The sequence below is a fragment of the Halomonas sp. Cn5-12 genome (genome assembly GCF_021532545.1).
In the GTDB taxonomy this organism is placed as follows: Bacteria; Pseudomonadota; Gammaproteobacteria; order Pseudomonadales; family Halomonadaceae; genus Vreelandella; species Vreelandella aquamarina.
This window is the reverse complement of record NZ_JAKGAY010000002.1, coordinates 234947-242828: the sequence shown is the minus strand read 5'-3', so window position 1 is coordinate 242828 and position 7882 is coordinate 234947. Positions and strand designations below refer to the sequence as shown.

General features: G+C 60.4%; 10 protein-coding genes. All 10 read right to left on the bottom strand.

Translation table 11 applies throughout. The features are described from left to right. Nucleotides 1-168: 168 nt before the first annotated feature. A complete protein-coding gene (locus L1249_RS02665) occupies nucleotides 169-498 on the bottom strand; it encodes a DUF3168 domain-containing protein (RefSeq protein ID WP_074211119.1) in 330 nt (109 codons plus the stop codon). Further along, entirely contained in the window at nucleotides 495-914 is a 420-nt protein-coding gene (locus L1249_RS02660; RefSeq protein ID WP_074211120.1) for an HK97-gp10 family putative phage morphogenesis protein, read from the bottom strand. The genes L1249_RS02665 and L1249_RS02660 overlap by 4 nt, the downstream gene beginning before the upstream one ends. Next, a complete protein-coding gene (locus L1249_RS02655) occupies nucleotides 911-1231 on the bottom strand; it encodes a phage head closure protein (RefSeq protein WP_074211121.1) in 321 nt (106 codons plus the stop codon). The genes L1249_RS02660 and L1249_RS02655 overlap by 4 nt, the downstream gene beginning before the upstream one ends. Continuing rightward, nucleotides 1228-1758 carry a head-tail connector protein gene (locus L1249_RS02650; protein ID WP_235253034.1) on the bottom strand — a complete coding sequence of 177 codons (531 nt, stop codon included), beginning with the start codon at nucleotides 1756-1758 and terminating at the stop codon, nucleotides 1228-1230. Before L1249_RS02650 ends, L1249_RS02655 begins: the two co-directional genes overlap by 4 nt. Further along, complete coding sequence (locus L1249_RS02645) at nucleotides 1755-2135, bottom strand: hypothetical protein (protein ID WP_235253033.1); 381 nt, start codon at nucleotides 2133-2135, stop codon at nucleotides 1755-1757. Before L1249_RS02645 ends, L1249_RS02650 begins: the two co-directional genes overlap by 4 nt. Before the next feature lie 62 nt (nucleotides 2136-2197). Continuing rightward, nucleotides 2198-3445 (bottom strand): phage major capsid protein, encoded by a 1248-nt coding sequence (locus L1249_RS02640; protein WP_235253032.1) that lies wholly within the window; start codon nucleotides 3443-3445, stop codon nucleotides 2198-2200. Nucleotides 3446-3510: 65 nt separating this feature from the next. After that, entirely contained in the window at nucleotides 3511-4221 is a 711-nt protein-coding gene (locus L1249_RS02635; RefSeq protein ID WP_235253031.1) for a head maturation protease, ClpP-related, read from the bottom strand. Beyond that, nucleotides 4208-5485 (bottom strand): phage portal protein, encoded by a 1278-nt coding sequence (locus L1249_RS02630; RefSeq protein WP_235253030.1) that lies wholly within the window; start codon nucleotides 5483-5485, stop codon nucleotides 4208-4210. Before L1249_RS02630 ends, L1249_RS02635 begins: the two co-directional genes overlap by 14 nt. An 11-nt stretch (nucleotides 5486-5496) precedes the next feature. Next, nucleotides 5497-7218 (bottom strand): terminase large subunit, encoded by a 1722-nt coding sequence (locus L1249_RS02625; protein ID WP_235253029.1) that lies wholly within the window; start codon nucleotides 7216-7218, stop codon nucleotides 5497-5499. Further along, a complete protein-coding gene (locus L1249_RS02620) occupies nucleotides 7181-7696 on the bottom strand; it encodes a phage terminase small subunit P27 family (protein WP_235253028.1) in 516 nt (171 codons plus the stop codon). The genes L1249_RS02625 and L1249_RS02620 overlap by 38 nt, the downstream gene beginning before the upstream one ends. Nucleotides 7697-7882: the final 186 nt, after the last annotated feature.

The following is a 7882-nucleotide window of genomic DNA, read 5'->3' as shown; positions in this document are numbered from 1 at the left end:
TGCTGTTCAGCTAACGGTTCCCGCTATCAGGGTCCGTAGGGGACTTTCACCCCCAAGTCATCCGGCCAACCACCACGGCGGACCGGATAGCGCCTAATTGGCGCTGCGCGCCATGCCTGGCGCACCATAAAAAAACCCGCCGGCGGCGGGTGGTGTGTTGCTTGTTGGCTAGTGCCAGATCGTGAGCTCTGCGGTGGCTCGGTAGAGCGCAGTGTCGGTTTCGTAATCCTGCAGTTGGGTTAACTCGCCGGGGTCCAGCGGGTCTAACGCGTCAATCCCAGCTTCCAGCAGTTGATCCGCTTCAAGCTGTGAATGAGCGTAGGCGTCTAGCTGAACGCTTGCCCTCGTAGCGCCCATGCCCGCTATGGTGTCGTCGCTGTTGCGGCTGGGCAGCGAGTGAACCAAGTACGGCACTGCCGTGCCTTTGGGTGCCACCAGCGCAAACACACGCCCTTCTGCCAATGCTTCGATGGCTTGGTAAATCGCTACCTGAATCATTTCGTCAGCACCTTATCGAGCGCCTGGGTGATCTTCTCAATGGCCGCGTCACCCGCCTGCTGTTCAACGGCATCGAAGGCTGGCCGGATAAACGGCGCTGGTGGAAGTTTGGAAGTGCCTAGCTCTACAAACTTCCAGTAGAAGGCGTTACTCGGGTCGCTGGCTTTTCCCCGCTCTCGAACGCGAACTCCTGCCGTTGCCCGGCTGTTCTCCGAGACTTTGGCGGTCACGGCCACGATGTTCTTCGCCAGCTTGCCGCTGCGTTTTGGAGCGCGGCGGCGGGCTTCGTCACGCACTACCCCAGCGCCTGCCCTAGCCCCTTGGCGTCGCACGCGGTCGTTTTCAGCCCGCGTGAGTTGCTTTAAGTCTTCTTCCAGGCTGGCAAGCCCTGAGAAGTCGAGATGGCTGTGAATCACTGTTTCACCCCTTGCGTGCACATGCACAGCAGTTGGCGGCGCTTGGGATCGGGTAGCGGCGTCACGATGGTGTAGATCTCGGCACCACGCACCAGGCGCATACCGCTTTGCACATCGGGGCGGTACCGCATGAGGATTTCAGCGGTCACTTCCGCTTGCTCAGCACTGGCAGAGAGAAAGGCTTTACCGCTAACACCGCGCACTTCGCACCAGACGGTGCCGACCTCAAACCAATCCTTGCGGGTACCGCCGATAGCATCTTTCACATCGCCATAACCTTGCAGGGTTAGACGATCTCTTAGGCGTCCGGCTCTCATACGGGCTGCACCACATACGTATCCAGCAAGCCGTCCAGGAAGTCATGCTTGGCGGTGATGGTTCCAGCGACAGCGCGCTCTCGATGTTCGTAAAGGGAGGCAGCGGTGGCGAGTATCCACTGGCGAATAGGCGCCGGTACCGCTTCCGGCTCAGTGCCATAGCCCGCCTTGTAAACCACCGTTACCACGCCTTCAAAGCAGTCTACGGGCTCGACTACCGGCGACTCCCCCAGCTGCGCCGCCCACTCAGTAGCGGGCAGTTCGCCGCGGTTATCGCTGACGCTGACCACTTCCAGCGCAGGCCAGCGGCGAAGCTCTACCGCCCCGCCGTGTGGGTTGCCCCGTTGCTGCCAAGTTTGGGTAATCAGCGCTCGCCCTGTCAGCTGCTCGGCTTCCTGGCGGGCGGCCATGATGAGCCGCGACACCATGTCGTCATGCTCATCATGTTCGATCACCGCCTGCACTTTAGCCTCTGCCACACTGACCGGCTCGACCGATGGCGGCGCAACCAGTGTGGAGCGCATCATTCGATCACCGCTTCTTCATTGGCCCCACCGTTGCGCGCCTTCCGGGCGGCGGCGATGGCTTTATGGTTAATGTCGCCTGCCTTGCGAGCCACCAGCGCTTCCACCTCGGCACCCGGTAGCTTGGGAGTATCGCCGGGGCGGTAGTCGATGCCGCCAATGGTTTCATCCCGAAGGATGAGCACCGTCAGCTCTGGCAACGGCTGCTCGGGTTCATCATCGGCAGGCGGCGGTGGTTCGGGCGTTGTTGCGGCGGTACCGGCATCGGCCGCTGCTGCGGGGCTGGCTTCGGGGGTGGTTGGCTCGGTGGCGGCCCCTTCATCTGTGGTTGCGTCAGCATGTTGGGTGGCCTCCTCTTGGGTGGTTTTCTTGGTCGCCATGGTTAGCTCCTGTGTTCCAGCAAGTAGATAGACTCAGCGGGGCGCATGGCCCCGCCAAGGGTTTAGGATGCCGCGCACTGGAAGTGCTTCACGGCACCGCCAACATCCATCAAACGACCACCTGAACGCATAAAGGCGAGGAAACCTACCTGGCCTTTTTCGGTGTATTTGGAGTCGGTCATGCGGAACAGCTGCAGCTGCATCACGTCACGGATGATGTATTTTCTGGTATCACCAAACAGCAGCGGCTTGTTACCGGCCCCCAGCTTCGGCATGTGCTGGTTAATGGCATAGCCATAACCCGCAAGCGTATCCGGCTCTTTGGTGGCCACACCGGGCACCCAGATCGGTCGGCCATCTGCGTCTTTCAGCTTTTTGAGATCCCGCAGCGTGTGGTCGTGGAACATCCAGCGGCAGGTCGCCATGCGATACGCCGGGTCTACGCTGTGCTCGGTATCCACCAAGTCGTCGTAGGTGATGGCAGACACCTGCCCAGTCGGGGCGATCTTGCCGCTTTGCGAGCCGGTCAGAATGCCGTGAGGCTGGCCTACCCCGGTACCCACGGTAAACATACGGTTGGTGATGCGACCCAGGCGCTGGTTCAGCAGCTCTCGAATGTAGGCCTCGATGTCGATCTCGCTGTCTTGCAGCAGCTCGAACGGAATGGCGATGGACTTGGAGCTGAACTTGTAGGTGGTATGCGGCAGCGTGCCGAAGCTGGTTTCTCCCGTGCCCACCTGCTGGTTCTCACCAACGATTTCACCTTCTTCCGTGGTGGCATCGGTGGTTGGCCAGTTGATCGCGACACCGCTGGCAGTCTGGATGACATTCGACACTTCACGCATACCGCCAAAAGCTTTAAGCGCCTGCAGCAGCTCCCCGCTGAACTGGTCCGGCGCTAGGTAACCCCCTTCGCTGCCGGTACCGGTGCTCATGGCGTTCTGCATCATCTGCTGGCGAAGCTGGTGAACGTGCTGGCGTTCCTCTGCGTCCAGCCCATCCACACCGTTACGCATCCAGTTACGGAAGATCTTCTGCTCTTTCTGTTTCAGGTGACTGGCTTCATCGGTAGAGATGCCGTCGCGGTTGGCGCGATCTTCAATACGGTGCGTCTCTTCGGCTTCACGATCCATTAGGGTTTCGTGGCGCTTGATCTCGGCATCGTAGTTGTCGATGTTGCCAACCAGATTGTCGTACTCTTTTTGCTGAGCATCGCCCCACTGGTCACCGGGGTGTTTGTCCAGCAGCTCTCGGCAGGCCTTGGCGGCTTTGGTGCGCTGCTCCCGCAGTTCTTGAATGCTCTTGGGCATGGTGTTTCTCCTAGGCGTAAAAAAACCGCCCGTAGGCGGCTGGTGAATTGGCTAGCGGGAGCCCGCTATTGCCGTTCTAACAGTGCCAGGCGGCGTTCCGCCTGCTCACGGTTGTAGTGATCTTCCACCACTGGCGGCTTGGTCAGCGCGGCCGGTGCGTTGGCGTAGGCCGCTAAGTTCCAGGCGGCGCGATTGGTTTTGCGGTCGGTGTCTGTGATGGTGTCTACAAAGCCGTTCTCTTTGGCTTCCTCAGCGGTGAACCACGTTTCCGCTTCCATCCAGGCGGCTAGCTGCTCTCGGCTTGCTCCGGTGCGCTTTTCGTAATCTGCCAGAATGCTGTCATCCACCTTGGCGAGCAGGTCGATTTGCTTTTGGTGATCTCGCTTGTTGCCCATGGTGAGCGTCCACGCTTCGTGGATCATGAAGAAGCCACCGGGGGTGATCTCCACTTCATCGCAGGCACCGGCGACGTAGGTGGCAGCGGATGCCGCCAAGCCTTCGATATGGCAAACGGTTTTGGCTTTCACCTGGGCCAGCGCGGTGGCCATGGCGCGGCCTTCAAACACATCACCACCGGGGCAGTTCATGCGAAGGTGAATAGTGGCAACATCCAACCCGCGTAGCTCTTGCACGAACTGGGCAGCGCTCACGCCGTACCAATCGCCAATGGCGTCATACAGGTAGATCTCGGCTTCATCGCCTTCCACGGCCACCTTGAAGTCACGCGGGCGGTTAACATTGTCCAGGAAAAGCTGGAGCAGCTTAGGCATCGGCATTGGTTTGCCCCTCGGGTTTGTAGAGCTTTTCACCACCATCGATAGGTGGCAGGTTTTCTTTCGCCCGCACTTCGTTCGGGGTCATAAAGCCTGGATTTTGTGTGCCACCCAGCGCAGCCTTGTAGTATTCAGAGCGCGTCTTGGCATCACCACGTAACAGCGCTGAGACGTTGAACTCAGCGAAGTAGCGACGATCTCGGAACAGCTTCCGATTGAGCTCTTGCACGCAACGGGTTAAATGCGGCTGCAGTCCGTAAACGATGAAGCCCAAGCCCATCTGTTCCAGCCCACTACCCCAGCTTGTGGACTTCTCGTTGGCGTTGATCATCCAGCCAGGCAGGCCGAACGCCCGAGCAATGTCGGTTACTTGGAACTGGCGAGCTTCCATCAGCTGCGCATCTTCTGAACTCATGGTGATCTGGTGCACCTGTGCACCGCCCACCAGCATGCCCGGCAAGTGCGCGTTGGCGGTGCCGGTGTGGCGCTTCAGCCAGTTGTCGCGGATGCGGTCGATCTGCTCCTGCGTGGGCGTTTTGTCCATGGTGATGACGTGATCCGGGCGCGCTCCGTTGGAGAAGAACCGGGCGCTGTACTCCTCTGCTGCCAGCGCTAGGCCAATGCCCTGCTTGGCAGCAAGCCCAATCACAGAGGGGCTATAAACACCGTTGAACCCAACGTTAGGTAAGTGGAGAACATCGTCTTGATCCAGCCCTTTGTAGCCCGGTCCTGCTGACGACGTAGTATCCAACTGGGTGTGGTAGCGCAGCCGTCCATCCTTCTTCTCGATGATGGTCTGGTTGCGGGCTAGCGGCTCAATCTCTACCACTTCACCAAGACGATTTCGCCTGAACCAACCCAGGCCGTCGCCACGCAGAAGCATCGAAGCCATGATGTATTCCCACATTGAGGCAGCGGTGTAACCTGGGCTGGCTTCTTGGTTCAGAATCCACCAGATATCGTGATCAACGCGGCGCTTGCCCGTGGCAGTGCGTTCATAGATGTGCACCGGCATGGTGCCCACCGCCCCCGCCAAGATGCGCACGCTGGCATAAACCGCCGTCACGCGCATCGCGGTTTCCGGCGTCACCACCGGGCCTGCAAAGCTGGGGTTGACCTGAAACAGCTCCATCATGCCGTTGTAGTCGGAACTACTGACGGTGGGCTCTCCCTCTGTCGCGTTGTTAAGCGGCGGCGTGACGGTTGGCTCTTCGCGCACCGCAGGCCCGGCATTGTTGCCTGTTAGTCGGTTCAGTAAGTTGCGCACGGCATCTCCAGTCACAGCAGAATAAAGTCAGGGTCGCCATCGTCGTCTTCGATCTCACCGAGCGTCAGCGACGTGGCCATCACTGCCGCCACGATGCCATCCACGCGGCCCGTGGATTTGCGTTTATCCACCTTGCGATTGCCCGCCGGGTCTTCCTGGTACACCGCGTTAGCGGCGCACCAGGTCAGCACGGGGTGGCCGGTGTGGCGCATTTCCACGTTCACCAGGCGGCGCTCGAACTCATCCACGGCGGGTGCCATGGTCTGAAAGCCCTGGCCGCAGCTGACCAGGGGCGGCAGCGTGACGCCTTCGTCGTCGATCAGCGCGGTCAGGTCTTCGATTCGCCAGCGGTCGTAACCGATGCCCTGCAGGTCGTACATCGCGGCGATCTCCGAGAGCTGATGCAGCACGTGGCGTTTGTTGATCGCCTTGCCTGGGGTGGTCAGCAGGTGGCCGCGTTCCTTCCAGAGCGTGTAGGGCACGCGGTCCTTCTCCGCTTTACGTGCCAAGCCCTCTTCGGGCAGCCAGAAGTAAGGGATCATTCGCCACACGGGGTCATCCGGTACCGGCTCGAACATCAGCACCAAGGCGGTTAAATCCTGGGTACTGGAGAGATCCAGCCCCGCGTAGCAGCGGCGGCCTAGCAGGCTATCCAGATCGAACGCTTTGTCTTGCGTGGCTAACCAGGCATCCCGGCTGATCGCGGGGTTATCGGCCTGCACCCACATGCAGAAGTTGAGGCGCTTAACGGTGGCCTCTTTGCTGGGCATACCGCGTGCTTGGGTCACCTGCTCACGCAGGTACTTCAAGCCGGGGATGCCATACGCCAACGATGGGTTGGCCTTGTACCAGCACTCTTCGCTTTCAAACGGGTCGTCGGTTTCATCCAGGCAACAGACGAAACCAAAGAACGAATCGTCTTCCAGCGCACCACTGGCGACCTTCACCGCGTAGTCGTGGTAGTCCCAGCACACCGATAGCCGATCAGTGCCAGAGTTGGTGATCATGAATATCAACGCTTGCTCGCGGCTCTTGGTACCGGCCCGCATCATCTCTACGACCAGCGGCGTCTTGTGCTCGTGAATCTCGTCGAGCAGCGCGACGTGGGGCCGGGGGCCTGATTGGCCATCGTCCGCCGCCACCGTGCGAAAGAAGCTGCTCGTTTTGTGAAAGGCGAGGTTGTACTCCTTGCCGGTCGCGCCCGATTTGACGATGCGCGTGGCGAGCAGCGGCGACTGATCGACCATCGCCACCGCGTCGCGAAACAGGATTTGCGCTTGGTCCTTTTTGGTCGCGGCGGCGTAGACCTCGGCGCGCTCTTCGCCGTCGGCCACCAGGCCGTAGAGGCCGACGCCCGCCGCCAAGGGCGACTTGCCGGAGCCCTTGGCGGTCTCGACGTAGGCAACGCGGAAACGCCGCCAGCCATCCTCAGCTTTCCAGCCGTAGAGGCAACCGACGATAAACGCCTGCCACGGCAGCAGGTGAAACGGCTCACCCTCGAATCGGCCACCGTTGAGGCGCAACACTTCTTCGAAAAAGCCGATGGCGTGGTTGGCGGCGTCCAGGTCCCAGTACAGGCCACGTGCCTCGCCCTCTTCCAGGTCACGCAGGTGGCGGGCGCAGGCGTCGCGGACTTGGGGCCCCGCCACCAGCTCGCCGCTGGTTACCGCATGAGCATAAGCCGTCGCCCGGTCGTCACAGACCGTACTTTGCGGCGGTTTCTTTTTGCTCATTGGGGAACAGCTCTCCTTGTCCTACGTTGCCGGTGCCCAACTTGGCCCGTGCGCTGGGGTTCAGGCCGAAGCTATCGCCCGCTTTGCGCATGCGTTCTTCAGCGCGGTTGGCTAGCTGCATCCAGGCGCTCATCTGCTTGTAACCGCTGGGGGTTACTTCCACCATGCCCTTGTCTTCCAGCGAAGCGATCTTCTCGCGAGCCGCCTTCCAATCACCCCAGGCCTGGCAGTAAACGGCCAGCTCAGCGCGGTCCACCTTGGTGATCAGCCCAAGAATTTCCAGGTCTTTCACGATACGGCGCCACTCGGCCTTGGCGTCTTTGGTCAAAAACGCTGGGCACGGCGGCGCTTCCACTTTCAACTGGGGCGCGTTGCCGGTGTCGTGCAATTCGCGCGCGCCTTTCTTGCTCGGGTTGCCGCGCAGTAGATGGACGTTCCCCGGCAACGGGCGGCGTCCGGAGTTCTTATTGCCAGCCATGGGAACCTCCAGAATGTGAAATTGATCGGCACAAAACCGATGAAATGCTAGGCTTTGGATACCCCCACACCGAGATACCCCCCTCCCATTTTTCCCGCTTGCACAAGAAAAGAGGGCGGATCGGTCTAGAGCCGAAAAGCCCTGAACTTTTGACTCCCCCCTGCCCAAAAATGAGAAAAACTCTCA

What these genes read in the sequence shown, in the direction of transcription:
- L1249_RS02650 (WP_235253034.1), bottom strand. Translation starts at nt 1,758, where the DNA reads ATGATGCGCTCCACACTGGTTGCGCCGCCATCGGTCGAGCCGGTCAGT.
- L1249_RS02635 (WP_235253031.1), bottom strand. Translation starts at nt 4,221, where the DNA reads ATGCCGATGCCTAAGCTGCTCCAGCTTTTCCTGGACAATGTTAACCGC.
- L1249_RS02620 (WP_235253028.1), bottom strand. Translation starts at nt 7,696, where the DNA reads ATGGCTGGCAATAAGAACTCCGGACGCCGCCCGTTGCCGGGGAACGTC.
- L1249_RS02640 (WP_235253032.1), bottom strand. Translation starts at nt 3,445, where the DNA reads ATGCCCAAGAGCATTCAAGAACTGCGGGAGCAGCGCACCAAAGCCGCC.
- L1249_RS02655 (WP_074211121.1), bottom strand. Translation starts at nt 1,231, where the DNA reads ATGAGAGCCGGACGCCTAAGAGATCGTCTAACCCTGCAAGGTTATGGC.
- L1249_RS02625 (WP_235253029.1), bottom strand. Translation starts at nt 7,218, where the DNA reads ATGAGCAAAAAGAAACCGCCGCAAAGTACGGTCTGTGACGACCGGGCG.
- L1249_RS02665 (WP_074211119.1), bottom strand. Translation starts at nt 498, where the DNA reads ATGATTCAGGTAGCGATTTACCAAGCCATCGAAGCATTGGCAGAAGGG.
- L1249_RS02645 (WP_235253033.1), bottom strand. Translation starts at nt 2,135, where the DNA reads ATGGCGACCAAGAAAACCACCCAAGAGGAGGCCACCCAACATGCTGAC.